The organism is Nocardioides sp. NPDC006303 (assembly GCF_040613175.1).
GTDB lineage: Bacteria > Actinomycetota > Actinomycetes > Propionibacteriales > Nocardioidaceae > Nocardioides.
Window position 1 is genome coordinate 1 of the sequence record NZ_JBEXRR010000004.1, and the last position, 23,905, is coordinate 23,905.

The 23,905-nt window shown below is 68.1% G+C and carries 23 protein-coding genes and 1 other RNA gene; 6 read left to right on the plus strand and 18 right to left on the minus strand.

What is annotated here, in order from left to right:
• The coding region (locus tag ABZY89_RS04595) for a carboxyl transferase domain-containing protein (RefSeq protein ID WP_355224999.1) at positions 1-1,019 on the minus strand (1,019 nt) is incomplete at its 3' end.
• 86 nt (positions 1,020-1,105) lie between these two features.
• On the opposite strand from ABZY89_RS04595, the gene ABZY89_RS04600 reads away from it, so the two are divergent.
• A complete protein-coding gene (locus ABZY89_RS04600; protein ID WP_355021161.1) occupies positions 1,106-1,777 on the plus strand; it encodes a helix-turn-helix domain-containing protein in 672 nt (223 codons plus the stop codon).
• Positions 1,778-1,795: 18 nt separating this feature from the next.
• On the opposite strand, the gene ABZY89_RS04605 is transcribed toward ABZY89_RS04600, so the two are convergent.
• From ABZY89_RS04605 to ABZY89_RS04650, 10 genes are all read right to left on the minus strand, one after another.
• Positions 1,796-3,358: a glycoside hydrolase family 32 protein gene (locus ABZY89_RS04605; RefSeq protein WP_355225001.1), complete on the minus strand. Its 1,563-nt coding sequence runs from the start codon at positions 3,356-3,358 to the stop codon at positions 1,796-1,798.
• Positions 3,359-3,405: 47 nt separating this feature from the next.
• The gene (locus ABZY89_RS04610; protein WP_355225003.1) at positions 3,406-4,854 is read right to left on the minus strand and encodes a glycoside hydrolase family 32 protein; all 1,449 of its coding nucleotides are present in this window, start codon (positions 4,852-4,854) and stop codon (positions 3,406-3,408) included.
• Positions 4,855-4,862: 8 nt separating this feature from the next.
• Positions 4,863-5,888 carry a LacI family DNA-binding transcriptional regulator gene (locus ABZY89_RS04615; RefSeq protein ID WP_355225004.1) on the minus strand — a complete coding sequence of 342 codons (1,026 nt, stop codon included), beginning with the start codon at positions 5,886-5,888 and terminating at the stop codon, positions 4,863-4,865.
• Positions 5,885-6,793, minus strand: coding sequence for a carbohydrate ABC transporter permease (locus tag ABZY89_RS04620; protein WP_355225006.1), 909 nt, complete (start codon positions 6,791-6,793; stop codon positions 5,885-5,887). Before ABZY89_RS04620 ends, ABZY89_RS04615 begins: the two co-directional genes overlap by 4 nt.
• Positions 6,790-7,749 (minus strand): sugar ABC transporter permease, encoded by a 960-nt coding sequence (locus tag ABZY89_RS04625; protein ID WP_355225008.1) that lies wholly within the window; start codon positions 7,747-7,749, stop codon positions 6,790-6,792. The genes ABZY89_RS04620 and ABZY89_RS04625 overlap by 4 nt, the downstream gene beginning before the upstream one ends.
• Positions 7,742-9,079, minus strand: coding sequence for an extracellular solute-binding protein (locus tag ABZY89_RS04630; RefSeq protein ID WP_355225009.1), 1,338 nt, complete (start codon positions 9,077-9,079; stop codon positions 7,742-7,744). The genes ABZY89_RS04625 and ABZY89_RS04630 overlap by 8 nt, the downstream gene beginning before the upstream one ends.
• 65 nt (positions 9,080-9,144) lie before the next feature.
• Complete coding sequence (locus tag ABZY89_RS04635) at positions 9,145-10,626, minus strand: glycoside hydrolase family 32 protein (protein WP_355225011.1); 1,482 nt, start codon at positions 10,624-10,626, stop codon at positions 9,145-9,147.
• 195 nt (positions 10,627-10,821) lie between these two features.
• Entirely contained in the window at positions 10,822-13,935 is a 3,114-nt protein-coding gene (locus ABZY89_RS04640; protein WP_355225012.1) for an MMPL family transporter, read from the minus strand.
• Between the two features lie 134 nt (positions 13,936-14,069).
• An RNA gene (gene rnpB, locus ABZY89_RS04645) (RNase P RNA component class A) lies at positions 14,070-14,419 on the minus strand.
• 13 nt (positions 14,420-14,432) lie between these two features.
• The gene (locus ABZY89_RS04650) at positions 14,433-14,624 is read right to left on the minus strand and encodes a DUF1918 domain-containing protein (RefSeq protein ID WP_350659252.1); all 192 of its coding nucleotides are present in this window, start codon (positions 14,622-14,624) and stop codon (positions 14,433-14,435) included.
• A gap of 88 nt (positions 14,625-14,712) precedes the next feature.
• On the opposite strand from ABZY89_RS04650, the gene ABZY89_RS04655 reads away from it, so the two are divergent.
• Together ABZY89_RS04655 and ABZY89_RS04660 are read left to right on the plus strand one after the other, a co-directional pair.
• The gene (locus ABZY89_RS04655; protein WP_355225014.1) at positions 14,713-15,138 is read left to right on the plus strand and encodes a tetratricopeptide repeat protein; all 426 of its coding nucleotides are present in this window, start codon (positions 14,713-14,715) and stop codon (positions 15,136-15,138) included.
• Between the two features lie 53 nt (positions 15,139-15,191).
• Positions 15,192-15,503, plus strand: a complete 312-nt coding sequence (locus ABZY89_RS04660; protein ID WP_355021171.1) for a 4a-hydroxytetrahydrobiopterin dehydratase — start codon at positions 15,192-15,194, stop codon at positions 15,501-15,503.
• Between the two features lie 6 nt (positions 15,504-15,509).
• Here ABZY89_RS04660 and ABZY89_RS04665 read toward each other — a convergent pair whose 3' ends face one another.
• The 3 genes from ABZY89_RS04665 to ABZY89_RS04675 are packed head-to-tail and all read right to left on the minus strand — an operon-like array spanning position 15,510 to position 18,693.
• Complete coding sequence (locus tag ABZY89_RS04665) at positions 15,510-16,259, minus strand: transglutaminase family protein (protein WP_355225016.1); 750 nt, start codon at positions 16,257-16,259, stop codon at positions 15,510-15,512.
• Positions 16,260-16,273: 14 nt separating this feature from the next.
• Positions 16,274-17,206, minus strand: a complete 933-nt coding sequence (locus ABZY89_RS04670) for an alpha-E domain-containing protein (RefSeq protein WP_355225018.1) — start codon at positions 17,204-17,206, stop codon at positions 16,274-16,276.
• On the minus strand, positions 17,206-18,693 hold the full coding sequence (locus tag ABZY89_RS04675) for a circularly permuted type 2 ATP-grasp protein (RefSeq protein WP_355225020.1): 1,488 nt from the start codon (positions 18,691-18,693) through the stop codon (positions 17,206-17,208). The genes ABZY89_RS04670 and ABZY89_RS04675 overlap by 1 nt, the downstream gene beginning before the upstream one ends.
• A 76-nt stretch (positions 18,694-18,769) precedes the next feature.
• On the opposite strand from ABZY89_RS04675, the gene ABZY89_RS04680 reads away from it, so the two are divergent.
• A complete protein-coding gene (locus ABZY89_RS04680; protein WP_350659246.1) occupies positions 18,770-18,979 on the plus strand; it encodes a hypothetical protein in 210 nt (69 codons plus the stop codon).
• A gap of 20 nt (positions 18,980-18,999) precedes the next feature.
• Here the strand turns inward: ABZY89_RS04680 and ABZY89_RS04685 are convergent, their stop codons facing one another.
• On the minus strand, positions 19,000-20,214 hold the full coding sequence (locus ABZY89_RS04685) for a PQQ-dependent sugar dehydrogenase (RefSeq protein ID WP_355225022.1): 1,215 nt from the start codon (positions 20,212-20,214) through the stop codon (positions 19,000-19,002).
• Between the two features lie 42 nt (positions 20,215-20,256).
• Here ABZY89_RS04685 and ABZY89_RS04690 point away from each other — a divergent pair, with 42 nt between their 5' ends.
• Positions 20,257-20,904, plus strand: coding sequence for a potassium channel family protein (locus ABZY89_RS04690; RefSeq protein ID WP_355225024.1), 648 nt, complete (start codon positions 20,257-20,259; stop codon positions 20,902-20,904).
• A gap of 95 nt (positions 20,905-20,999) precedes the next feature.
• Here the strand turns inward: ABZY89_RS04690 and panB are convergent, their stop codons facing one another.
• The 3 genes from panB to ABZY89_RS04705 all read right to left on the minus strand — a co-directional run bounded on the left by panB (position 21,000) and on the right by ABZY89_RS04705 (position 23,352).
• Complete coding sequence (gene panB / locus ABZY89_RS04695) at positions 21,000-21,872, minus strand: 3-methyl-2-oxobutanoate hydroxymethyltransferase (RefSeq protein WP_355225026.1); 873 nt, start codon at positions 21,870-21,872, stop codon at positions 21,000-21,002.
• Positions 21,873-21,967: 95 nt separating this feature from the next.
• The gene (locus tag ABZY89_RS04700) at positions 21,968-22,819 is read right to left on the minus strand and encodes a hypothetical protein (protein ID WP_355225028.1); all 852 of its coding nucleotides are present in this window, start codon (positions 22,817-22,819) and stop codon (positions 21,968-21,970) included.
• A complete protein-coding gene (locus ABZY89_RS04705; RefSeq protein ID WP_355225029.1) occupies positions 22,816-23,352 on the minus strand; it encodes an N-acetyltransferase in 537 nt (178 codons plus the stop codon). Before ABZY89_RS04705 ends, ABZY89_RS04700 begins: the two co-directional genes overlap by 4 nt.
• 54 nt (positions 23,353-23,406) lie before the next feature.
• Here ABZY89_RS04705 and ABZY89_RS04710 point away from each other — a divergent pair, with 54 nt between their 5' ends.
• A complete protein-coding gene (locus ABZY89_RS04710; RefSeq protein WP_355225031.1) occupies positions 23,407-23,877 on the plus strand; it encodes a GNAT family N-acetyltransferase in 471 nt (156 codons plus the stop codon).
• Positions 23,878-23,905 lie beyond the last annotated feature (28 nt).

A 23,905-nucleotide genomic window follows, 5' to 3' on the forward strand; every position in this document is an offset into this window, starting at 1 on the left:
GGTCGGCCCTCGATCCGGGCATAGCCGATGATGATGTTGGGTGCCCACAACGGCTGGACCTCGAGGAACTCCTCATCATCAACAACACGGGAGATGACCTCGTGCATGTCATAGGGCTGGTTCCCGCCATCGGGGATGAAGGTGTCCAGCTCCCGGTCCAGGACGGAGATCTCCAGATCCGCAGCCTCCTCAAAGGCCGGGGGCTCCTCCATGTTGTTCGAGGGCAGATACGACAGCAACGCTTTGACGTAGTCGATCGCGTCGGCCTCGTCGGCACCCATGTAGTGGGCCACCCCCGACTTGGAGTTGTGGGCCAGGGCGCCGCCGAGCTCTTCCATGGTGATGTCTTCACCGGTGACGGTCTTGATCACATCGGGGCCGGTGATGAACATGCCCGAGGTCTTGTCGACCATGATGGTGAAGTCGGTGACCGCGGGGGAGTAGACGTGCCCGCCGGCGCAGTTGCCCATGATCAGGCTGATCTGCGGGATCACCCCGGAAGCGTGGACGTTGCGTTTGAAGATCTCCCCGTACAGCCCCAGGGAGACCACGCCTTCCTGGATCCGGGCGCCGGCGCCCTCGTTGATCCCGATCAGCGGTGACCCGGTCTTGATGGCCAGGTCCATGATCTTGGTGATCTTCTCGCCATAGACCTCACCCAGGGAGCCACCGAAGACGGTGAAGTCCTGGGAGAACACACACACCTGACGCCCATCGATGGTGCCGTACCCGGTCACCACACCATCACCGAAGGGCCGGTTCTTCTCCAGCCCGAACGCCACCGAACGGTGCCGGGCCAGCTCATCGACCTCCTGGAAGGAACCCTCATCGAGCAGCATCTCGATCCGCTCCCGCGCGGTCTGACGCCCCTTCGCATGCTGCTTCTCCACCGCCTTCGCGGAACCAGCATGGACAGCCTCGTCAAGACGACGCTCCAGCTCGGCCAGCTTCCCGGCAGTCGTGTGCAGATCGATCTCGGCGCCCGAGGAATCGGGTGCGGTGGTGGGCTCGGCGCTCAACGGGACTCCTTGTGAACTTCAGTGTCAATGAGTGAGACTAAGTGTCATGCGGCATGATGTCCAGGGAACGATCCAAAAGGAGAGTGATGGCAGCAGCGCGTGACGAGATCTCGGATGCGGCGTTCCGCCTGTTCGGGATCCAGGGCTACGCGGCCACCTCTGTCGACGACATCGCGTCCGAGGCCGGCGTCAGCCGCAGCACCTTCTTCCGCTCCTTCGGGTCCAAGGAAGCGGTGATCTTCCCCGACCACGATGAGATTCTCGGCCGGGTCGAAGAGCGATTGCGCTCCTCGCCCGCAGACGCCGGCCTCGCTGCCGTCACGGACGCGGTCAAGATCGTGCTGTTCCACTACGTCGCGGAGGGTGAGCGTGCGCGGGAGCGCTATGGGCTGACCTCCACCGTGCCGGCGCTCCGTGAGCGTGAACTGGTGAGCGGCGCCCGCTACCAGCGCCTCTTCCGTCGCTACCTGAGTCATTGGGCCGACGCCTCGCCAGAAGCGGAGCTCCGTGCCGAGATGACGGCAGCGGCAGTCGTCGCGGCACACAACCGCGTACTTCGCCGATGGCTCCGGCGGGAGTGCACCGACCCTCAGCGGGAGATCGAGCAGGCACTGGCCGCAGTCCACCGCACCTTCGCCGACGAGAGCGACGCATCGATCGGGATGCTCGTCGTTCCCGCCGGCGTTCCGGCCTCTGCCGTGGAGAAGGCAGTCAAAAGGGCGCTGGAAGGCATCGCTGTCCGAAACCTCGATCAATGAGGTAGGACGGCAATCGAGTCAGCCGATGCTCCGGAGCTGGCGGATGGTGATGCCGGTGAAGTCTGCTGGCCCGCCGTCGGTGTAGAGCGAGATGCCGGTGTCGCCCTCGGTGAAGTGCACCTGTTGAGAGAGCACGGTGTGGCCGGCGTTGACGAACACCTCGACGCTCTGGGTGTCGACGAAGATCCGCAGGTGCACTGATCGTGCGCTGGCGTCGATCGGCGCGGCGGCTCGTGTGTAGGGCGCCAGTGAGTACCCGGCGAGGTCGGAGGGGGCTCGATCGACGTAGATCTCGGCTCCGTACTTGCCGATGTTGGTGTGTCGTGAGCCGTCGGCGGAGCGCCCGACGGAGACACCGACGTTGGTGGCGGTGTCCCAGGAGACGTCGAGCTCGAGCTCGTAGGCCCGTCCGCTCCATGGGAGCACCAGGCTGCCGTTGACGGTGCGGTCTCCCAGAGTCGTGGTGGCTGTCACGTAGTCCGAGAGTGTGCTCACGGGGCTGCTGAGCAGCGTGTACCACCCGCCCGCTTGCCGCTCGAGGCGCAGCTCGCGCACGATCGAGTTCTGTCCGTTGTAGCCGTCGGAGGCGTCGGTCGGCACGTCCCGTGCGGCGTACTTCCAGTTGTTCATCCAGGCGATGGCGAGGCGCTTGGTCTCCGGCGCCTCGACGGCGGGCCAGGTGACGGCGGCGTACCAGTCCCAGCCCCAGTCGAGCCACTGTGGGGTGAGGTCATAGGCGATGAACTCCTCGCCGTTCCAGGTGCCCATCCAGTAGGCGTACGTCATCGGCAGCCCGATGCTGTAGGCGTCCATGCTGGCGCCGAGCACCCAGTGTCGGGTGCCGTCGTTCGCGGTCATCTCGAACAGGTCGGGGCACTCGATGCCGCCGAGGTCGTGGTTCGGGTAGTCGAAGTTGCGCTTCAGCTGCCAGTCGATCAGGTTCGAGGAGGTGTAGAAGGCTGCGTACCGTGCCCGTCCGATCACGCACACCCACTCGCCGCGGGCGGCGTCCCAATGGACCTTCGGGTCCCGGAACCATTCGGCGTTCTCGATCTCGGCGGGCGTTGTCGCGGTGCGTCCGTCGGTGTTGACGATCACCGGATCTGGCCGCCGGGTGAAGGTGAAGCCGTCGTCGGTCGACCAGTAGAGATACTGCTCCTGATACTTGCGGATGCCGTCGGTGGGCTGCGTCGCGAGCGCGATGACGGCTCCGGCGCCGTATCCGGCCGTGTTCGCCGTGTCGACGACGGCCGACCCGGACCACACCGGGAAGTCGGGCTGGAGAGGCATCACGGTGCCGTGATGGGTGAAGGCGACACCGTCGGTCGTCGTCGCGTGGTCCCAGCCGCCGGGGCCGTTGTTCTGCGTCGAGTGCAGGTAGTAGAGCTGGTAAGCCCCACGAGTGGTGACCGGGCGCTGAGGATCGCAGAGCCATCCCGAGGGAGGCGTCATGTGATAGACCGCCCGCAGTGACGTCTGCGCGGCATGCGCGGCGATCGGTGTGGCGTGCACCGCGAAGAACGCGAGCGAACCGGCGCCGGCGCCTTGCAGCAGACTCCGGCGTGAGATGGGGTGGGGCATGATGACTCCTTCGGCTCGGCCCGATGCGTCGGATGCATCGGCTGTTGTCACAGTGCGGTTGCGGGCTGGTCCTGCAGAGCGTGGAGCGGTGTCGCGACGTCGACAGCGGTGTACGCGACCGCTCCCGGGCGCTCGGTACCAACGGTTGCGACGACGGGTCCGAGTCCGAGGAGGACAAGGTTCGAGACGGTCGCCTCGCCGTGGTTCGCGAAGATCTCGAGAAGCGGTCCGTCGAGGCTGAGAAGCAGCTGGACCGGACCTCCGGTCCCCACCTCGGTGACGCTCGTCGAGGGGAAGTCGGCTTGCACCGCCTCGGCCGCGGCACCACGGCGGGTGAGCCGGAGCGTTCCTCCCGAGTGCTCCAGCTCGACGCACGCGTCGGCATCACCGTGCAGTCGCATGCTGAGAGTCCCGGTGGTGGCTGGATCCCACTGCAGTTCGAGCACGCTGTGACCGCTGAGAGAGACGTCGACCGGCTGCTCGGCGACGACCACCGTGGCCTGTGCCGCCGGGGTGAGTTGCTCGAGAAGGAACGAGGGAGGCCTCTGGGCGAGCCGGGGTCGACCCCGGACGGTGTGCAGAGCGAGCTGTCGCGGCAGCGACATCGCGCCCTTCCATGGGGCGGAGGGAAATGCTTCTGCGTAACGCCAGTTGCTCATCCAGCCGACCATGATGGCGGCCCCTTGTGGGGCACTGTCGAAGGTGACGCCTGCGTAGAAGTCGCGGCCGCTGTCGAGGCGGACGAGCTCTGCGGAGTCCGCCGTGAACCTGGTCCCGTCGAAGCGGCCAACGACGTAGCTCATCGAGGAACCGTCGCGATCCGCGTTGTCCCCGACCGGGTTGGTGCTGAGGATCAGCGCCCAGCGCATGTCATCGGGATCGCCGTCGAGCGGAAGCGGGACGAGATCCGGGCATTCCCAGACGACGCCGGTCGGGCCCAGCGGCCCGAAGGCACTCGCGTGTTCCCACGATCGGAGGTCGTCCGAGGTGTAGAAGTGCACCTGTCGGTCCTCTGCCTCGACCGCGAGCAGAATCCAGCGAAGCCGGCCCGCTTCGTCGGTGTAGCGGATGACCTTCGGATCCCGGAATGCACTCGTGCCGCGGTCGAGCACCGGGTTGTCGGCGTCGAGCTCCCAGGTGAACCCGCCGTCTCTGCTGGTCGCTCGCGACTGGGCCTGGCGGCCGTTTGCGTAAGCGCTGGTGTAGTACGCGGTCAGCTCGGTGCCAGCCTCGGTCGGGGTCGAGACGATCGAGCCCGAGAAGATCTGCTCGCCGTCGCGGAACCGCAGTGCGACCGGGTGCTCGGTCCAGTGCTGCAGGTCGGTGCTGGTCGCGTGCCCCCAGCTCATGTTTCCCCACTCGGAGCCCTCGGGGTTGAACTGGTAGAACAGGTGCCAGCGACCGCCGTCGTGGACGAGTCCGTTGGGGTCGTTCATCCAGTTGCGTCGGGGAGTGAAGTGGAAGGTCGGCCTGGGTACGACGGGCGCGTCGGACATCGCTCTCCTCAGATCGACTGTCGTGGCACGGATGGGCACGTGACGCGCAGCAGCTGCTCGGTGGACGACGACTCGATGCCGAGGAGCACCCGGACGCCGGCAGCGCCGAGGTCATAGTGCGGAAGCGCGACAGTCGACAGTGGTGGGCGCAGGTGCGCGGCGATCACGTCCTGGTTGTCGAACCCCATGACAGCGATGTCGCCCGGGATGCTCAGCCCGTGTTCGCGCAGTCCGTCGTAGAGGCCCATTGCCACGCGGTCGTTGTGGCAGAAGACGGCTGTCGCCTTCGACTCGACGATCCGGGGTGCGGTGGCGTACCCGCCCTCCTGGGCAGGTTCGGCGGGGAACACGAGTGAGCCGTCGAAGCCGATGCCGGCTGCCTCGAGAGCGCGGCGGTAGCCGGCGAGGCGACCGCTCTGGGCCGGCGACGGGGTCGTCGTGTTGATGAACGCGATCCTGCGGTGACCCGCGGCCAGCAGTTCCTCGGTCGCCGTCCTGCCGCCCTGCTCCTCGTCAGGCACCACGGCTGGCAGGCCGCTGCCCTCGGCGAAGCAGTCGACGAGCACGGTATCGACCTGGTGCAGCATCTCGGGCACGACGATCTCGCGGTGATACCAGCTCGAGTAGAGGATGCCCTGCACCTGATGCTCGAGCATCATCGCGATCGCCTCGTTCTCGGCTGCTTCGTTGCCGTCGGTGTTGGCGACGAGCAGCACGTAGCCGTGAGCCCAGGCCTCATCCTGCGCGCCGTGGATGATCTGACCGGCGAACGGAGTGGTCGCGATCGCGTCCGCGACCAGGCCGATGAATCGCGAGCCGCCACGTGACAACGTCTTGGCCAGGGCGTTGGGCCGGTAGCCGAGTGCCACGACGGCCTCTTGCACCCTGCGCCTGGCCTCATCGCCGATGCGCGCCCCGGGCTTGTTGTTGACGACGTGGGACACGGTCGCGACCGATACGCCCGCGGCCTTGGCGACGTCCCGCATCGTCACATTCGAACCAACCTTGTTGGGCTCGGGTTCGGAGGTGCTCATCCCTTGGTCGCTCCGCTCTCGAGGCCCTGGATCATCGCCTTGTTGAGGACGAGGAAGACCAGCAGCAGCGGCGTCACGGTCACGCAGACGGCTGCGAACGTTGCCGTCCAGTCCGTGTTGCCCATTGCCCCGATGTAGTTCTGCAGACCGAGCGGGATGGTCTTGAGCCCGTCGGAGAGCACGAAGGTGTTCGCGAAGATGAAGTCGTTCCAGATGAAGATGCTGTTCACGAGTACGACCGTAATGATCGTGTTCGCCGAGAGCGGGAAGGTGATCTGCGCGAAGATCCGGTACGGCCCCGCCCCGTCGAGCGACGCGGCCTCGTACAGCTCGCGAGGGATGTACTCGTAGAACGACGAGAACAGATAGACGGCCATCGGGAGCGAGAACGCGGCCAGCGGGATGATCATCGACAGATGGGTGTCGAGGAGCCCGATCTGTGAGTAGTCGATGAACAGCGGCACCAGCGCGATCTGCACCGGCACGACGATCCCGAGCAGGAACAAGGAGCGTACGACGCCGCTGAACCGGAAGCCGAGCACCTGCAGGGCGTACGCGGCCATCATCCCAGCGACGACGATCAGCAGGCTCGCCCCGGCCGTGACGATGAAGCTGTTGAGGATGTTCAGCCACAGGTTGCCGGTCGCGAAGGCTCGCTCGTAGTTGTCGAGGGTGTAGTCCGAGGGCAGCGCGAACGGGCTTCCGCCGGTGAAGTCCGCGGCGGTGCGGAAGCTTGTCAGGAAGAGCCACAGCAGCGGGTAGACCTGCACCGCGACGATGAGCACGATCGTGATCGTGAGCAGCGTGCGCTGCATGCGGAGTCTTGGCGGTGGCGTGGCCCCACGTGGCTTGGGCGGGTTCGGCACGGCGGCCTCCGGCGGTCGGGTGAGCACGGGCGTGGTCACGAGTCGTCCCTTCGACGAAGCAACAGGAAGATGAGGCCGACAGCGACCAGACACTCGACGACGATGAAGACCGAGATGGCGCTGGCGTAGCCGTAGTCGGTGTGCACGAAGGCGGTCTTGTACATGTACGTCGTGAGCAGCTCGGAGGATTGGCCCGGTCCGCCGTTCGTCAGCAGGTAGGGGATGTCGAAGCCGCGCAGCGCGAAGGTCGTCGCCATGACCGTGGTCGTGATCCACACCGGCCGGATGTAGGGGAATCGGATGCGCCAGAACGTCTGCCACCAGGAAGCACCGTCGAGTCGCGCTGCCTCTTCGAGCTCGCGGGGTACGGCAATGAGTGCTGCGTACACGATGAGCATGTAGAGGCCGGTGAAACGCCAGCCCTCCGGAACGGAGACGGCTGCGAGGACCGTGTTCACGTTCGAGAGCCAGGCGGTCTGGGCGCTGTCGAGGCCGACCCAGGCGAGCAGCTGGTTGAGCGGGCCGACCGGGTCGTAGGAGTAGATCCGCTGGAAGAGGAACGCGATCGCGACCGTCGAGATGACCGCAGGGAGCAGGTAGAGCGTCTTCACCAGCTCCCTGGCCCGTGGCAGTGCCGTCAAGAGGGCCGCGACGGCGAGGGCGCCGCCGAGCTGTAGCACCAGGCAGATCACCAGGTAGCCGAGTGCGTTGCCGAACGCCGTCCAGAAGACGTCGTCGCGGGCGAACATCTTGACGTAGTTGTCGAGGCCGACGAACTTCATCTCCGTGATGCCGTCCCAGCTGAACAGGCTGAGGAACAGCGACTGCACGATCGGAAGCAGCACCGCGACGCCGTACAGCAGCAGCGGCGGGACGAGGAAGATCGCTACCGACAGTCCGGATCGGCGCGGGAGCATCGATGGTGCCGCTGGCTTCCGGCGTCGGCGTTGACCCGATCGGCCCGCGCGGAGCCGGGTCTGTGCGAGGTCAGCCATCGCTGTTCTCCGCGAGCGTCTTGTCCATCGTCTCGATGAACTCGTCCGGCTCGATGTCGCCCTGGACGAGCAGCGTCAGCTCCTGCTGCAGGCGCGTGTTCGTGGCTGGGTCGAGCTGGGTGTCCCAGGGCATCGCGCTGTCCGCGCCGACTCCGTCGGCCTGCTTCACGGCCTTGGGGTAGAGGTCGGTCGCGTTCTCGGGGATCGAGGTCTCGACGTTGGTGGTGGGCGAGAGCGCACCGGTCGAGGCGTACATCTCCGGGTAGCGCTCGAGCGCGTAGGCGAGGAAGTCACGCACCAGCGGGTCATAGGTCTGCGAGTTGACCGCCATGCCGATGCCCGAGGGAGTGACGTACGCGTTGTCGTCGGTGACGGCGCCGTCGACCGTCGGCAGGGTGAAGTAGTCGACCGATCCGCGCACCGCCGGGTCGAGCGCATCCGTTGCGAGATTCGCGAGCTCCCAGGTCCCGATGTTGTAGATCGCGGCCTTGCCCGAGGTGAACAGGCACTGTGCGTCTGCGTACCCGGTCGAGGAGAAGTCCTCCTGGAAGCATCCGGCCTGGCCCAGGTCGTAGAGCCACTCGGCTGCGGCTCGGCCGGCGGGGTCGGCGAACTTCGCCTTGCCGTTCTTGAGGTCTTGGACGTACTCCGGACCGGCCATCCGGAACGGGTAGTAGGCCAAGTAGCGTTCCAGCGGCCACTGGTCCTGCCCGTCGAGGGCGATCGGAGTGACACCTGCGGCTCGCAGGTCCTTGCACAGCTGGGGGAAGTCGTCGAGCGTCTTGGGGACCTCGACGTTCGCGCGCTCGAGCAGCGCGGAGTTGTACCAGAAGAACCCGAGCTGGAACTCGAACGGCACCATCCGGAGCGAGCCGTCGTCGAACCGCTGGTAGTTCAGCGCTGCCTCGCGATAGTCGTCGGCGAGACCGAGGTCCTTCAGCAGCAGTTCGACGTCGAGCATGCGGCCCTGGTCGGCGAGCTTCTGGGCGAACGGCGTCGCATCGGTGTCGAACAGCTCGGGCAGCTTGTTCGCTGCGGCGAGGGTCTCGTACTTCTGGATGTAGGAGGGACGGTCGGGAGTCGTGATCAGGTTGAGGGAGAACCCCGGGTGATCCTTGGCGTACTCCTCGGCGATCTGCTCCATCGCCGTGATCACCCCGCCATCGGCAGGGCGCGAGAGCAGCCAGGAGATCTCGCGAGGCTCGACCTTGCCCTCGGGATCGATGTCGGTGGGGTCGGCGCTGACAGCTGTGCCCGAGCAGCTGGTGAGCGCGAGCGCGGCGGCGGTCAGGGCGGCGCACAGGGCCGTCTTGGGGATGGTGATGGGCATTGTTGGTCTCCGTTGACTTGGTCGGAAGTGGCTGAGTCGGTAGGGCCGAACAGGGGAGTAGGGGATCAGGTTGCGGCAGCGATCAGATCGTGGTTCGAGACAGTGGGCACAGGACCGCGCTCGGCGCGGGCGAACACGGTGAAGGTGTCGACGGTGACCGTGCCCTCGCCGGCGAAGACGCCTAGGCGACCCGTCGGTCGGTCGTAGATCCGAGTGCTCAGCACAGTGGCGTTGTCGAGGGTGGCCACGCAGAGATCGCCGTCGACGATGACCTCGAGCTCGTGCGCCCCGGGCTCGATCCGGCAGGGACGCTCCAGCTCGATGGCGAACGGTACGTCGCCGGAGATCTGCCACTGCTCGGTGCCGGTGCTCCGGCGCGGCCAGCGGTCGAGGACGAGACGGCCGCGCTTCGGTTCGAGGCGGAGCACATAGCCTTCGTCCCCGTCAGCACTCGCGCGCAGCAGCAGACCGCACTCCGTCGTGCCGTCGGCGATGTCGAACCTGACGACCGACCGGAAGGCGCGGGGCGCCTCGGCCGGGGTCACCTCGACCGCGTAGCCGTCAGGGGCACTCAGGACGGTCCCCGCATCGATGCCGACGTCATCGATCTCGGCGTCGAACGTGTCGCGGAGCCCGGCGGTCGGGTGGAACGCGAGGGTTCCGTCCTCGCGCTGGTCGGCCTCGAGCACCGACATCGTGCCGGCCCACTGCCATGCACCGTCGTCACTGTCGCCCTCTCGTGAGGCGATCCAGCCGAAGAAGAATCGACGACCGTCGCGGCCCGCCGACTTGGCGGCGTAGAACGCACGTCCGTCGAGCGTGTCGTGCTCCGGGACGATCCACGGGCCGTGCTGGCTGCGCGACATGCGGTAGCGAGTGGTGAAGGCGTCGCTGAACTCGGAGTAGACGAGATACCACCACTCGCCCCATTGGAAGACCTCGGGGCACTCCATCGCGACGTACCGCTGCGGGTCCCAGAAGGGCTCGGCTGGCTCCCAATGCGCCAGATCGCGCGAGAGGCACTGCGCGATCACGCCGCGTCGTCGCGCCGGTCCCTTTGCGTGGCGTGCGGTGATGAGCATCCGCCACAGCTGCGCTGCCTCGTCCCAGAAGACGAAGGGGTCGCGCCAGTCGCCGGTCTCGTAGCCGTCGGTGGCGCCGAACGTCTCGCCTGGATGCCGCTGCCAGGTGTGCATGCCGTCGCGGCTCGTGGCGTGCATGACCAGCTGCAGCGGCCGACCATCCGCGCCCGTGTTGGCGGGGTTCTGGCCGGTGTAGAAGGCGTGATGAGTGCCATCCGGGCCGAGCAAGATGCTGCCGGTATAGATGTTGAAGTCATCGGCCGACGGGCCGTTCGATGCGATGTCTTCGCCGAGCTCGCGAAAGCGGACGAGATCCTCGGTCACCACCCGGTGCCAGGGCATGCCCTCGGCCGGGTCTAGGCGAGTCTCGCGCAGGTAGAAGAGGTGGAAGGCCCCATCCTCTTGCCACGGGATGACATCTCCTACCCATGCCCCCTGCGGTCGATAGAACCCCTGCTGACTCATGACACCTCATCTGTTGGTTAACCGGTTACGCAGGAATCGTAGATGTGACGCGCCTCTCTGGTCAAGCGGTTAACCAAGTTAACCAACGTGACCCGTCGCCGCGGTCCGCGGGCCCTGGCCGACCACGGCACCTAACCCGTCCCGCTCTCATGCTGTACGAGGCAAGCCCCAGGACGAACCGCACCAGGGCGCCGGTCACCGCTCGGACGACACCCCAGTGCGTTCGTCGCCCCGGTGCCGGGGCGGGCTATCCGGGACGCCCGGAGTCCCGGCCCGCAGCGCAGGCTCGCCCTCGATCGAGATGTGGGGGAGAACCTTGTCGAGCCACCGGGGCAGCCACCAGGCAGCGCGTCCGAATATCACCAGCGCTGCCGGCGCAAGGGTGACAACGAGGATGCCCGCGAGCAGCACGGCGACGGAGAGGCCGACGCCGAACTGCTTGATCGTCGGGTCGAGGTCGAGGATGAAGCTGGCGAACACCGACGCCATGATGAGGGCCGCGGCCGTGGTGATCCGGGCGCTGGAGACCAGCCCCGAGTGGACCGCCTGCCTGGGTTCGGCCCCCTCGTGGACGTGCTGCTGGACGTGGCTGACGAGGAAGACCTCGTAGTCCATCGAGAGCCCGAACAGGCCGGCGAACATCATCAGAGGTACGTAGCTGGCGATCGGCACCGTCGACGACGCCGTGTCGATGCCGAGCAGGTCGATGCCCCAGCCCCACTGGAACGCGGCGGTGAGGACGCCGAACGCGGCGGCAGCCGAGAGCAGGTTCGTCACCGCTGCCTGGAGCGGGATGAGCAGCGAGCGGAAGGCCACCATCAGCAGCAGGAAGCCGAGCAGGATCACGGTCCCGATGACGAGCAGCAGCCGGGCCGAGATGAGGGAGGCCAGGTCGACGTAGGACGCCGTGTAACCACCGACGTACGACGTGATGCCCTCGCCCTTGTTCGTCTTCGGCAGCACGGAGTCGCGGACGTGACCGACGAGGTCGGCGGTGTCGTCTGAGGCAGGGGCGGTCGTCGGCACGGCGGAGAGGAGGACGACGTCGCCCTTCTTGTTGATCTGCGGCGGGGTGAGGGTCACGACCCCGTTGGTGCCCGAGAGACCGTCCTGCAGGTTCACCACGCGGAGGTCGGTGCCGCGCGCGTCGCCGCCCGCCGCCGTCATCATCTGGGTGAGCTCGTCCTGCAGCTGCTCGGCCTCCTTCTGCTCCTGCTGGGCCTGTTGCTGCTCGGCCTTGAGGTCGTCGGCCTTCTGCTGGAGCTCGTTCGCCTGCTGCTCCAGGGCGTCCCCCTGCAGACGCAGCGAGTCGGCCTGGGCCTGGAGCTCGTTGCCCTGGGCCTGCAGCGAGGCCGCCTGACGCTCCAGCTCGGCTTTCTGCCGGGTGAGCGAGTCGGCCTGTCGTTGCAGTGTGTCGGCCTGTTGCTGGAGGCGCTGTGCCTGCGCCAGCAACCGGCGTGCCTGCCGGGCGAGGCTGCGTGCCTCCGCCTCCAGCGGTGCGAGCCTCTCCTGGACGACGGCCTGCTCGGCCTCCACCGCGTCGAGGCGGGCATGCAACCGTTCCACCCGGGCCTCGTCGCCGTCCTGCTCGGCGCGCGCGATGCGGCGCTCCAGGATGCGCTCGTGGGCTCGGAGTCGTACGAGCTCCCGGACGAGCGGCCGGGCCCGCACCGCCAGTCGTCTCGCCTCGCGCCGCAGCTGGTCCCGGCGGGCCTCGAGGCGTGCCTGCTCGGCCTCGAGGGTCCGCTGCTCGGCGCGGAGCCGGTCGGCCCGCCGCTCGAGGTCCGCCTGCTGCCCGCGCAGCGCGGCGGCCTGCTGTTCGAGGGCGGCCTGCTGCGCCTGCAGCTGCGCGCTCTGTTGTTCCAGGGACGCCTGCTCGGCTTCGAGCTGTGCCTGCTCGTCCTCGAGCTGCTGTTGCTGCTCGGGCAGCTCCTTCTGCTTCTTCTCGAGGTCGGACTTGAGCGACATCGCCTTGTTGTACTTCTGGGTGTACTCGTCGCTCGGGGCCGCAACCGGGTCGAGGGACGACGCGACCTGCAGCGGACCGTTGTAGCCGACGCCCAGGCCCGCGCTGATCAGGTCGTACGCCTGCCGTTCGGTTGTCTCCTTCGAGGTGGCGCCGACGTCCTCCTGGCCGAGCTCGAGGCTCAGCACCGGGACGATGAGTGGCGCCAGGGCCGCGAGCGAGGCGCCCGCGACCACCCACGGGTGGCGATGGACGACTCCGGCCCACTTCGCCCATAGGCCCTGGTCGCGCCGACGTCCCGGACGCATGAAAGCCGGAAGCGAGGCCCAGGCGATCCGGTGGCCCAGCAGTCCGAGGAACGCAGGCAGCAGGGTGATCGCCACCAGGACGGCAGCCACCACGGCCATGGCCGAGGCGTACCCGAGGGCGGAGACCAGCGGGATGCCGGCCACGCCCAGCGCGAGCAGGGCCACCACGACGGTGCAGCCGGCGAAGACGATGGCGCTGCCGGACGTCGCCACGGCGTGCGCGATCGACTCGCGGATCGGCATCCCGTCGCGCATCTGGTCCTGGTGGCGGGTGATCAGGAAGAGGGCGTAGTCGATGCCGACGCCGAGGCCGATCATGGTGGCCAGGGTCGGCCCGGCGGACGGGATCGAGAGGAGGTGGCCGACCAGACCGACGCTGGCCAGAGCGACGCCGAGCCCGACGACGGCGGTGATGATCGGCAGCCCCATCGCCACCAGGCTCCCGAGCACGAGGCTGAGGATGATCATCGCTGCGATGATCCCGACGACCTCGCTGGTCCTGGACTCGTCGGTCGACAGCGTCGAGCCGATGGAGCCGCCGGCCGCGGTGGTGATGCCGGCGTCCTGTGCGGGGTGGGTGGCGTCCAGTACGTTGCCGGCGATCTTCTCCGTCAGGTCGCCGGACCCGACGTCCATCAGTACCGGCGCGAAGGCTGTTCGCCCGTCCTTCGACAGCAGGCCCGCGGTCTGTCCGTCGCTGCTCAGCGGGTTGGTGACGGTGTGGACATGCGGCTGCTTGCCGATCTCCTTGACCGCGCTGTCGACGGCCTGCTTGTTGGCGGAGTCGGTCAGCTTCCCCTTGCTCACGTGGAAGACGATCGGGTTGACGCCGTTCTGCTGCGGCGGGAACCGGTCGGAGAGCAGGTCCTTCGCCTCCTGGCTGCCGGTGTCGGGCAGCGCGAGGTCGTTGCTGGTCTTGGCGCCGAGGCTCGAGACGGCCAAGACCACGGTGACGAGCACCAGCGCCCAGGCGCCGATGACGAGAAGGCTGTGCCGGGCACAGAAGCCCCCGAGTCGGCCGAGGAGGCCTGCCACGACGCTGCTCCCTTCTGCGGCCTCGTCGCATGAGCCGCGTGGGCGCGTGTGCTGCCCAAGGACCGTAGCGGGACCTCGTGGCAGGGGAGAGGGCCGATATGCAGGTTCCCCGGAATCGGGGACCAAGGGTGAAGCGGACGGGCTGGCCTGTAAGCCGGGTTCTGTAGTCGGCGACCATCCATCTCGGGCCATCGTTGCCGATGGCCTCTAGCAACCTACCCGCGCACTCGGGCGGACCGCCCTCAAACGTACGCTGTCTGGTCTTGCTCCGGGTGGGGTTTACCTAGCTCCTCGTGTCACCACGAGGACTGGTGGGCTCTTACCCCACCGTTTCACCCTTACCGCTACCTGGAGGGTAGAGGCGGTCTGTTCTCTGTGGCACTGTCCCGCGGGTCACCCCGGGTGGCCGTTAGCCACCACCCTGTCCTGTGGAGCCCGGACTTTCCTCGACGTATCTCTACGACGCGATCGCCCGGCCAGCCCGTCCACACAAAAGTCTAGTGTGCGGCGGGCTCGATGTGGGCATCCGGACCGGGGAAGACGAGCGACTCGTGGTCGCTGTCGCTCCAGCGTACGAGGTAGGGAGGGCTGCCGTCGGGGTGGCTGACCTCGATGATCTCGGCCTCTCGCGTGTGGTCGCCGACGTGTGGGCCCATGACGACGAGGTGGTCACCTACTGATGCGTGCATGCGCGTTCACCTCCTAACCGTCACAATGGTGCTCCCATGGCGGGTGTGGATGGAATACCGCATGGGGGTATCACGTTCGGAGGGTGTGATGACGGAGAACGAAGAGTTCGAGTACGTAGCCCCGGCTGTGGTCTTCCCGGGCCAGAGCGCTCACGAGGTGGCCTACCGGACCGCCCACCACCTGCTCTCGCGGCGCTTCCCGGTGGAGGCGCTGGAGATCCTGGAGCCGGCGCTGGCCGACGACCCCGACAACTTCGGGCTGCGCAGCATGCGGGCCTGGGCCTACATGCTGCGGGCTCAGCTCGCCAAGGCCGAGACGGAGCTCCGTTGGCTCGTCGAGCGCGACCCGAGCGACGCCTGGAGTCAGCACTCGCTGGGTCGCGTCCTGGAGCGCCAGGACCGGCTCGAGGACGCGCTCGGCCCGCTGCGTCTGGCGGCCGTGATGAGCGACGACTACGACCATCACGCAGCCGTCTACCGCGTACGCAATCGGCTCGCGCAGCGCCAGGAGTGAACCCAGCGGTGACCCGGATGACGCGGCGACCGAGACGGTGGCAGGGTGGGGGTATGGAACCTGACACCACGACCCTCAACGCCGAGCAGGTCGCCCAGGAGCAGCTGGCGGGCTGGACCTTCGACACCAGCGGCGAGGCCGACAGCATCGTGGCCCGCGTGGACACCGGTGACTTCATCACCGGTCTCGCGCTGGTCAACGCGATAGCGGCGAAGGCCGAGGAGGCCAACCACCACCCCGACATCGACCTGCGCTACCCGTACGTCGAGATCCGGCTCACCAGCCACGACGCCGGCGGCGTCACCAGCCGTGACATCGCGCTGGCGAAGGTGATCAACGGGCTCTCGGCCGAGTCCTCGCTCTGAGCGAGGCTAAGCGAGCCGGGTCATCTCGACGGTGACCTCGACGGCCGGCTCCTCGGGACCCGAATAGATCCCGCCCAGCGGCTTGACGTCGGTGTGGTCACGACCCGTGGCCACACCGACGTACGCGTCGCCGGGCTCGGTGCCGGTGGCCGGGTCGATGCCGTGCCACCCGTTGTCCCACCACTCCACCCACGAGTGGGCGCCGCCGGGGTAGACGTAGCCGGAGACGTAGCGCGCCGGGATCCCGACCGTACGCAGCGCCCCGAGCAGCTGGTGGGCGGCATCCGGTGCCGGCGCCGACCCGTCGGCGACCGCCCGGGCGATCTCGACCGCGGCCTCGCCCGGAAGCGCGGCGGAGGCAGCGATGGTCTTGGCCCGGGTCGCGAGCTCCTCGTCGGGCACGACCTGCAACGGCAGGCCCAGGAACTCGATGAACCGGTCCGCGACCCCGGGCAGAGCGGCCTCCTCCCAGGTGAGCACCGGCGCGACCCTGGGCTTCCGGTCGACCCGCACGGTGCTGGTCGCGGAGACCTTCAGGGTCCGATGCGCCTCGAGCACCTCGATCGCGGTGACCTCGTTGCCGAAGTAGTCCTTGTACTCATACGTCCACGGCTTGGGTGAGACGTCGATCCGGTGGTGGACCACGATCTGGTCGAGCGTGGTCAGGGGAGTCAGCCGCGCCTGGTTGTAGGAGGCGACCGCCGGTCCGTCGTAGGCGAACGTCGTGGTGTGCACGATGCGGAACTGCATGCTCATCTCGATCAGACTCCTCAGACCGGCTGCCAGGCCAGCGCCTCGGCGCCGGCGAAGTAGCGCTTGGTGACCGCCTCGGTGGCATCGGCACAGGTGGCCTGGAGCCGCTCCATCTCGGCGGGCAGGTCGGCCAGCAGATCGTGGAGCGAGCGATACTCCAGCGACGCCCGCATCCGGCCGATCAGCCGGTGGGCCTCGTCGGTGAACCCGGCTCGGCGGGTCGTCCCCTCCAGGGTGTCCAGCGCCCCCTCGGCCCGCTGCAGCGCATGCACCACCGAGCGCGGGAAGATCCGGTCCAGCAGCAGGAACTCGGCAGCCGCCTGCTCGGTCTCGACCCCCTTGTTGACCCGCAGGAACGCGTCGTACGCCCCGCAGGCGCGCAGTGTCGAGTTCCACTGCGACGCACCGCCGGCGGCCGAGGTCAGCGACGTGGTCGCGACCAGTCGCGAGGTCATGTCGGCGCGCTCGACGTAGCGTCCGAGCATCAGGAACTGCCAGGACTCGTCACGCATCATCGTGGCGTCGGCGGTGCCGTTGATCTGGGCCACCCGGTCGCGTACCCAGCCGAAGATGAACGGGGCCCGCATGTGCTTGAACTGGCCGGCCGGGATCGCCCGGTAGGTGGTGTTGAGCGCCTCCCACAACGGCACCGAGAGCGTCTCCCGGGCGCCGCGGGCCGACTCCCTGGCCGCGCCGAGCGCGTAGGCCATCGAGGTCGGTGCGGTGGTGTCGTACGCGAGCATGTCCAGCATCTGCGGCAGCCCGACCTTCTCGTCGGGGGAGAGCTCGATACCCATCACCGCGAGCAGCGAGCGACAGGCGGTCTCCTCGTCGGTAGCTGCGTCCTCGAGGATGTGCTGGGTCTGTACGTCGAGGATGCGCGCGGTGTCCTCGGCACGCTCCACATAACGCCCGATCCAGAACATCGACTCGGCGATGCGACTCAGCATCACGCAACCCCCTGCGCTTGAGACTGACCCGCCCGGCCGTGTGGCCGGGAGGACGTCGGTCCGGCGAGCACCCAGGTGTCCTTCGAGCCGCCGCCACGGGAGCTGTTCACGATCAGCTCGCCCTCTGCGAGCGCCACCCGAGTCAGGCCACCGGGAAGAACCCAGACCTTGTCGCCATCATTGACCGCGAACGGCCTCAGGTCCACATGCCGCGCCCCGAGATCTCCATCGGTGAAGGTCGGGACCGTCGAGAGCTGCACCACCGGCTGCGCGATCCAGGAGCGGGGGTCCTCCAGGATCTTGCCGCGCAGCACCTCCAGCTCGCGCGCGGAGGCCGCCGGCCCGATCACGATCCCCTTGCCGCCCGAGCCGTCGACGGGCTTGAGCACGAGCTCGTCGAGCCGGTCGAGGACCTCCTCGCGCGAGGAGGCGTCGCCCATCCGCCAGGTGTCGACGTTGCGGATCACCGGGTCCTCGCCGAGGTAGTAGCGGATGATGTCGGGCATGTAGGTGTAGACGAGCTTGTCGTCGGCGACCCCGTTGCCGACCGCGTTCGCCAGCGTCACGTTGCCCATCCGGGCGGCGTCGATCAGCCCGACGCAGCCGAGCATCGAGTCGGGCCGGAAGTGCACCGGATCGAGGAACTCGTCGTCGATGCGCCGGTAGATGACGTGCACCGGGGCCAGCCCCTTGGTCGTACGCATCAGCACCTGCCCGTTGCGGCAGACCAGGTCGCGCCCCTCGACGAGCTCGACCCCCATCGTCCGGGCCAGCAGGGCGTGCTCGAAGTAGGCGCCGTTGTAGACGCCAGGGGTCAGCACGACCACGGTCGGGTCCGCGACGCCGGCGGGAGCGGCCGCGCGCAGCGCCGCGAGGAGCTTCTGCGGGTAGTTGGCCACCGGCCGGATCCGGTGCTCGGCGATCGTCTCCGGGAGCGCGGCCGAGATCGCGCGACGGTTGGTCATGACGTACGAGACGCCCGACGGGACCCGCACGTTGTCCTCCAGCACGCGGAACTCGCCGGTGTTGTCACGGACCAGGTCGATCCCCGAGACCTGGACGCGTACGCCGTTGGGAGGGTGCACCCCGGCGGCAGCGCGGTGGTAGTGGCTGGAGGTGGTGATCACCTCGCGTGGGATCACCCCGTCGTCGAAGACCTTGCCCTCGTCGTAGATGTCGGCGAGGAACAGTTCCAGCGCCTTGACCCGCTGCTGGACGCCCTGGTCGATCGTCGCCCAGGTGTCCCGCTCGATGACCCGCGGCACGATGTCGAGCGGGAAGGCCCGCTCCTCGCCGCCGATGTCGAAGGTGACGCCCTGGTCGAGATAGCTGGCCTGCATCGCCTCGACCCGGCTGATCAGCTCGGCCGCGCTGAGCCGGCGCAGCGAGTCGCCGAGCCGTTGATAGGGAGGACGGAGCTCGCTGCCGACGAACATCTCGTCATAGGCCGGATCCCGCGTCTCGTAGGCGTCGAACATCTGGCTCATGGAGGCAACCTACTGAAATCCGTGTAACAGCGCTGTTGCCCACGCGAACATCTCGCGCAACGGTAAGTTGGCTTGCATGAGCGACGAGCACGCGGGCGAGTACTACTACTGCCTCAAGCACAAGACCGTCGAGCCGTACGAGGGCTGCAAGGCCAAGGACCGTCTCGGCCCCTACGCCTCCCACGCCGAGGCCTCCCGAGCGCTGGAACACGTGCAGGAGAACAACGAGCGCTGGGAGAAGGAAGACAAGGCCTGGGAGGGCGACGCGGGCACCGAGGACAAGTGATCCTCAGCTTCGGGTGATTCTCAGCGCGGGGTCACCCGGAGCAGCACGTCCTCGCCGCCGTTGTCGGTGGTGACGAGCAGGTCGCCATCGGCGGCCAGCGTGACCGTACGCAGCCGCCCGTAGTCCTGCATGACCTCGGGTGAGCTGTCGTCGGTGAGCTTGCCGGACTCGTCGAAGGAGAGGATCCGCAGCTCCTGGTCCTTGAGCACGGCGACCGCGAGCGCCCCGCCGTAGGCGCCCCATCGGTCCTGGACCGGGATGAAGGTGCCGCCACCGGTGGCGACGGTCGGGTTGCCGGAGTTCCAGGCCGCTTCGATCTGCTTCCCGGGCAGGTCCTGGTCGGTCATCGGCACCGACTCGTTGTAGCCCGCACCGGGGTTCCAGCCGTAGTCGCCGCCGAGGATGACCTCGTTGACCTCGTCGTCGCGGTCGGGGCCGTGCTCCATCGACCAGATGGTGCCGTCTGCTCGCTCTGCCAGACCCTGCACGTTGCGGTGGCCGAACGAGGTGATGTAGCGCCGCGGTCCCTGGTCACCGGCCCACGGGTTGCCGGGCCACGGCTTGCCTGTCTGCGGGTCGAGCCGGAGCGTCTTGCCGCCCAGGGAGTCGAGGCTGCGCGGGTTCTCCTCGTTGGCGGCGTCGCCGGTGCCGACCCACAGCGCACCGTCGGCGCTGATCAGCAGCCGGCAGCCACCATGGCGCCCGGAGCTGGTGGGGAAGCCGTCGATCAGCGTGCGCTCCTGCGTGGCCCTGGTCAGTCGGGCGTCGAGGGTCCAGGAGATGACGCGTACGTCCTCGCCGTCGTTCCAGCCCTGGCAGGTGTAGATGCGCCGGTTCTCGGCGAAGCCGGGGTCGATCTCGAGGCCCATCAGCCCGGTCTCGCCGGAGACCCAGATGTCGTTGTCCTCGAGGGGGATCTCGCGCCGCTCGCCTCCCTCGACCAGCGACAGGACCGCCCGTTCGCGCTCGGTGACCAGGAACCGGTCCTCGCCGATGTCGGCCACGTCCCAGGGGTGGTCGAGCTCGTCGTTGACCACCTCGACATCGAGCTCCGGGACCCGGTCGGAGGTCGGCAGCACGGCCGCAGGAGCCGATGAGGAGGCACTGGCGGAGGCGCTTGCCGAGCCCGACGGGTTCAGAGGCGGGGGAGTGGTGGCAGGAGAGGAGTCTCCGGCGCATGCGGCGGTCGAGAGCCCGAGAGTGATCACGGAGGCGAGGGCGATGGCAGCGCGCATGGTGCCGACGGTACTGGCCAGGTGGCTCTAGGGTGTGCGGTTGTGACGAACGTGATCAGGGCGATGCGCGAGCACCCCTCTGCCGTACTCCTGCTCGGACAGGTGGTGGCGATCCTGGCCTACCCCTTCCTCGACGGCTCGACCGCCGGCCGGGCCGCGCTGGGCGTGCTGCAGCTGCTGCTCCTGCTGGCAGCGGTCGCGGCGGTACGCATGACCCCGGCCTTCTCCTGGGCCGCCTGCGTCTTCGGTGGACCGGCGATGATCTTCGCGGTGTGGGAGTCCGTCGCGCCGAACGAAGGCTGGGTCGTGCTGACCTCGGCCTTCTTCCACGTCCCGTTCTACCTGTTCGTCTCCTACGCGATGATCCGCTACCTCTTCCACGACGACGTGGTGACCCGCGACGAGCTCTTCGCGACCGGCGCGGCGTTCACCGTGGTCGCCTGGGCCTTCGCCTATCTGTACGCCGCGGTGCAGGTGATCTGGCCGGGTTCGTTCGGCGACCACCGTCAGTGGTTCGACCTGCTGTACCTCTCGTTCACGACGCTGACCTCGGTCGGCCTCTCCGACATCGTCCCCGTACTCCCCAATGCCCGCGCGTTCGTGATGATCGAGCAGATCGCCGGGGTCTTCTACGTAGCCATGGTCGTCGCCCGCCTGGTCGGGCTCGCCGCCGCCAGGGCGCGACGCTGATCCTTCGTCAAGGTATGTCGCCGAAGGCACGCTTCCCTTGTGGAGCTCCGCTAGGGAAGCGTGCCTCGACCTGCGTACCCTGACGAAGGAACGCCTCAGAAGGTGTGCTCGGGGCCGGGGAAGGTCGAGCCCTTGACGTCGGAGACGTACGCCTCGGCGCCATCGGACAGGACCGACTTCACATCGGCGTACTGCTTCACGAAGCGGGCCATCTTACCGCTGCGCATGCCGAAGGCGTCCTGCCAGACCAGCACCTGACCGTCGCAGTCGGGGCCGGCGCCGATGCCGATCGTGGGGATGTCGAGCTCCTTGGAGATCTGCGCGGCGACCTCACCGGGCACCATCTCCATGACGACCGCGAACGCCCCGGCCTCCTGGACGGCCTTGGCGTCGTCGATGATCCGGTCGGAGGTGTCGCCGCGGCCCTGGACGCGGTAACCGCCGAGCACGTGCTCGGACTGCGGGGTGAAACCGATGTGGGCGATGACCGGGATGCCGCCCTCGACCAGCTTCTTGATCACCGGAGCCATCTCGGCGCCGCCCTCGAGCTTCACGCAGTGGGCGCCCGCCTCCTTCATGAACCGCACCGCGGTCAGGTAGCCCTGCTCGGGCGAGGCCTGGTAGGAGCCGAAGGGCAGGTCACCGACGACCATCGCCCGCTTCACGCTGCGCGAGACTGCGCGGGTCAGCGGCAGCAGCTCGTCCACGGTCACCGGAAGCGACGTCTCGTTGCCGAGGACGTTGTTGGAGGCCGAGTCACCGACGAGCAGCAGGTCGACCCCGGCCTCGTCGAAGATCTGGGCGGTGTACATGTCGTAGGAGGTCAGCATCGTGATCTTGTCGCCACGCTGCTTCATCTCGCGAAGATGATGCGTGCGCACCTTGCGTACGGGCTTGGCCGGCGTGTTCCCGGCAGCTCCGGTCCCGTAGGGGGCGGTCTCCTCCGCAGAGGGGTTCGTGCTCATCATCGAGCCTTTCTGGTGTCATCTCGCAGCTCCCTGATGGAGTCCACGGACTACTCCCAGCCTAAGTCGTGAAGCAGGGGTACGCGGTGTGGTGGTGATCACGCTCGGGACAGTTCGGTCTCGAGGCCCGCGATCGCCTCCCGGTCGTCGTCGGTGGCGCCGTGAGGACCGGCGAACCAGGTGGCGTACTGGTCGATCTCGTCGAGCCGCCATTCCAGGTCGAAGAGGCCGCCGGGCGTGCGTATGTCGCGATCGGCAGGAGCCAGCTTCAGCGACTCCCAGTCGACGAGGACGATGCCGGTCCCGGTGAGGAGCTGGTTGTGCTCGTGGGGTTCGCCGTGGGTCATGACCCACGTATCGGGGTCCTCAGCGGCGCCGAGTCGGCTGTAGGTCTCCGCCCAGCGGGTGATCTCCGGGAGCGCGGTGCGGATCGCATCTCGCGCGCGCGCTCCGAAGGGCCCGTGGTTCCACGGAACGAATATTCGTTCGGCGAGCTCTTCGCTGAACTGCGGCCCCACCAGCGGCCGCCAAGGGGCGATGAGAGCCGGCGGGGTCGTTGCGTGCAGCCGCTCGAGAAGGGGGCGTACGCCGTCGGCGACCGCAGGTCGCTCGCCGGCCACCCACGGGGTGGCCGAGAGCACCCCAGCACCGGCTGGAACGGTGAACCGACCGTCCGACGCCCGCATCGGCGGGACGACGAACTCCAGTCCGGCATCGTGGAGTGAAGCGGCGCCGGCGTACGCGGTCTCCAACGTCTGTGCGGTGTGCCGACCGGGCTTCGGCAGGTCGTAGGTCAAGAACAACCGCGCCGTGCCGGCCACCGACGCCCGCCAGTGCCACGACCCAAAGCCCACAGGTAGATGCTCGACGCGGTCGACGTCGCGATCCCAATGCGCTTGCGCGATTGCCAGTACGCCTGCGTCGGAGATGCCGACAGGCGGCTCGTTCACAACCGGTCGAAGGGCGCCGCGTACGCGAACGCTCCGCGGACGGACTGGTCGTACGCCGCGAGTGGCCGTGCCTGGAAGTAGTCGCCCCAGGCGGGATCGGGGGAATCGATGCCGAGGGTCGAGGCGGGGACGAAGCCGAAGCGGCCGTAGTAGGCGGGGGAACCGAGGAGGACGACGACCGGCTCGCCCATCGCGTCGGCGGCACCGAGGATGGCGTGCATCAGCGCCGAGCCGACGCCGTCGCGCTGGCGGGCGGGGGAGACGCTGACCGGGCCGAGGCCGAGCGCGGGGCGGCCGGCGATCGTCCCACGGGTGGCCACGGCGTGGCCGACGATCTCGCCGTCGGCCTCGGCGACCAGCGAGAGCTCCGGGATCCAGCCCGGATCCGCGCGCAGCCATCCCACCAGGGTCGCCTCGCCGGGCGCCCCGTCGGGCTCGATCGGCGGCGCGGAATGCTCCACGCCGGAGAAGGCGGCGGCGGTGACCGCACGGATGTCGGCCACGTCCTTGGGACGTTCACGTCGGATCAGCACGGTCCGACGCTAAACCGAACGACAGCCCCGGCGCTCCTGGTTATCGTCGCGTCCATGCGGGTGCGAGAGGCGACGGAGCAGGACCTCGACGCGGTGATCCACGTCGGCGTGACGACCTGGCGGGCGACGTACCCGCCGATCACCGGCGAGACGTACGTCGAGGAGGGCATCGCCAAGTGGTGGGCCCCGGACGCGGTGCTCCCCGGGATCAGGGCCGGCACGATGCTCGTCGCTGAGATGGACGACCAGGTCGTCGCGATGGCCTCCTACTCGGTCTTCGAGGACCACCTGATGCTCTGGAAGCTGTATGTCCTGCCTGACTCGCAGGGCTCCGGCGCCGGCAGCGCGCTGCTGAGCGAGGTGATCGCCCGTGCCGGCGACCTGCCCGTACGCCTCACCCACCTCGTCGGCAACGATCGCGCCCACGCCGTCTACGAGCGGCTCGGTTTCGTCGAGTCCGCCACGGTTCCCAGCCCCATCGACGACGGCCCGGAAGAGATCGTCATGGAGCGGCCGGCAGGCTGACCTACTTTCGAAGATTGTCCGCGAAAGT

Excerpts from the sequence above, each read along its gene's own strand:
- ABZY89_RS04615 (WP_355225004.1), bottom strand. The coding sequence starts at position 5,888 with ATGAGCACCTCCGAACCCGAGCCCAACAAGGTTGGTTCGAATGTGACG.
- ABZY89_RS04605 (WP_355225001.1), bottom strand. The coding sequence starts at position 3,358 with ATGCCCCACCCCATCTCACGCCGGAGTCTGCTGCAAGGCGCCGGCGCC.
- ABZY89_RS04625 (WP_355225008.1), bottom strand. The coding sequence starts at position 7,749 with ATGGCTGACCTCGCACAGACCCGGCTCCGCGCGGGCCGATCGGGTCAA.
- ABZY89_RS04660 (WP_355021171.1), top strand. The coding sequence starts at position 15,192 with ATGGAACCTGACACCACGACCCTCAACGCCGAGCAGGTCGCCCAGGAG.
- ABZY89_RS04675 (WP_355225020.1), bottom strand. The coding sequence starts at position 18,693 with ATGAGCCAGATGTTCGACGCCTACGAGACGCGGGATCCGGCCTATGAC.
- ABZY89_RS04635 (WP_355225011.1), bottom strand. The coding sequence starts at position 10,626 with ATGAGTCAGCAGGGGTTCTATCGACCGCAGGGGGCATGGGTAGGAGAT.
- ABZY89_RS04670 (WP_355225018.1), bottom strand. The coding sequence starts at position 17,206 with ATGCTGAGTCGCATCGCCGAGTCGATGTTCTGGATCGGGCGTTATGTG.
- ABZY89_RS04655 (WP_355225014.1), top strand. The coding sequence starts at position 14,713 with ATGACGGAGAACGAAGAGTTCGAGTACGTAGCCCCGGCTGTGGTCTTC.
- ABZY89_RS04610 (WP_355225003.1), bottom strand. The coding sequence starts at position 4,854 with ATGTCCGACGCGCCCGTCGTACCCAGGCCGACCTTCCACTTCACTCCC.
- ABZY89_RS04665 (WP_355225016.1), bottom strand. The coding sequence starts at position 16,259 with ATGAGCATGCAGTTCCGCATCGTGCACACCACGACGTTCGCCTACGAC.
- ABZY89_RS04685 (WP_355225022.1), bottom strand. The coding sequence starts at position 20,214 with ATGCGCGCTGCCATCGCCCTCGCCTCCGTGATCACTCTCGGGCTCTCG.
- ABZY89_RS04650 (WP_350659252.1), bottom strand. The coding sequence starts at position 14,624 with ATGCACGCATCAGTAGGTGACCACCTCGTCGTCATGGGCCCACACGTC.
- ABZY89_RS04710 (WP_355225031.1), top strand. The coding sequence starts at position 23,407 with ATGCGGGTGCGAGAGGCGACGGAGCAGGACCTCGACGCGGTGATCCAC.
- ABZY89_RS04680 (WP_350659246.1), top strand. The coding sequence starts at position 18,770 with ATGAGCGACGAGCACGCGGGCGAGTACTACTACTGCCTCAAGCACAAG.
- ABZY89_RS04630 (WP_355225009.1), bottom strand. The coding sequence starts at position 9,079 with ATGCCCATCACCATCCCCAAGACGGCCCTGTGCGCCGCCCTGACCGCC.
- panB (WP_355225026.1), bottom strand. The coding sequence starts at position 21,872 with ATGATGAGCACGAACCCCTCTGCGGAGGAGACCGCCCCCTACGGGACC.
- ABZY89_RS04600 (WP_355021161.1), top strand. The coding sequence starts at position 1,106 with ATGGCAGCAGCGCGTGACGAGATCTCGGATGCGGCGTTCCGCCTGTTC.